The organism is Stenotrophomonas sp. CASM101 (assembly GCF_049384845.1).
Taxonomy (GTDB): Bacteria; Pseudomonadota; Gammaproteobacteria; order Xanthomonadales; family Xanthomonadaceae; genus Stenotrophomonas; species Stenotrophomonas hibiscicola.
Genome location: NZ_JBMRFR010000037.1, coordinates 1 through 1,030, shown reverse-complemented (window position 1 = coordinate 1,030; position 1,030 = coordinate 1). Strand labels below are relative to the sequence as shown.

General features: G+C 59.8%; 1 pseudogene. It reads right to left on the bottom strand.

Annotated features, from left to right (window positions below):
- A pseudogene (locus VG543_RS21170) lies at positions 1 to 1,030 on the bottom strand (IS3 family transposase); the annotation flags it as partial.

Sequence of the window (1,030 nt, the reverse complement as noted above, 5' to 3'; positions counted from 1 at the left end):
TCGGAGTGGATCATGGGGCGCTCATCCGGCGAAAGCTTCTTGATGGCCTCCTCCAGCATCTGACCTACCAGATCGAACACGGGCTGGCGCTTGATCTGATAAGCCACGATTTCGCCGTTGTAGAGGTCCATGATCGGCGACAGATACAGCTTCATGCCTTGTACCTTGAACTCGGTCACGTCGGTCACCCACTTCTGGTTGGGGCGCTCGGCGTGGAATTGGCGATTGAGGTCATTGCCAACCACAACATTGGCGGCCCCCTTGAAGGACCGGTAGCGCTTCACCCGTACCCGTGATTTCAGGCCCATTTCCCCCATCAGGCGCTGTACCCGCTTGTGATTGGTCCGATGACCCTGATTGGCCAATTCCAGCGTCACCGTGCGATAGCCATAGCGCCCTTGGCTTTGATCGTAGATTGCACGGATGCGCTCGCACAGGGCTGCCTCGTCCTGATCCGGATGGGCCAGGACATGGTTCTGGTAATAGAACGTACTGCGTGACAGCTCCGCCGCTTCGAGCAGAAGCGACAGCGTATGAACCTGCCTCAATCCTTGGATGGCTTGCGCTTTGCGTCTTGCGCCGCCTGCTCTTCCCGGATCAAGGCATCGAGTTTTTTTAGGTAGTCGGTCTCCGCACGCAGATAGGCGACTTCCTTGAGCAGCTCATCGCGGCTCATTTCCTCAGGTGGCTTGGACGAACGGGTCTTTTTCATCGGCTTTCGGGGCAGCGGCGGAGGCGGTGCCAACGCTTGGGCACCGCCTTGAGCATACAGGCGCCGCCATCGCCCCACCGCGCCGGCATCACCGATCTGGAAGTAGGTGGTGGCCTCCCGCCCGGACATGCCGTCCTGGCTCATTTTTTCCAGGACAGCCAACTTGAACGGGAGGTCATAGAACCGGGCCTGGCGATGAAATCCGCGCCAACCATGCAGCCGATAGGTCGCCACCCAGCGCCTGACCGTGGAGGCCTCCAGGCTGTGGCGACGAGCAACGGCTTTGACTGATGTGGAGGTCTTGCAGGCCTCTTTGGC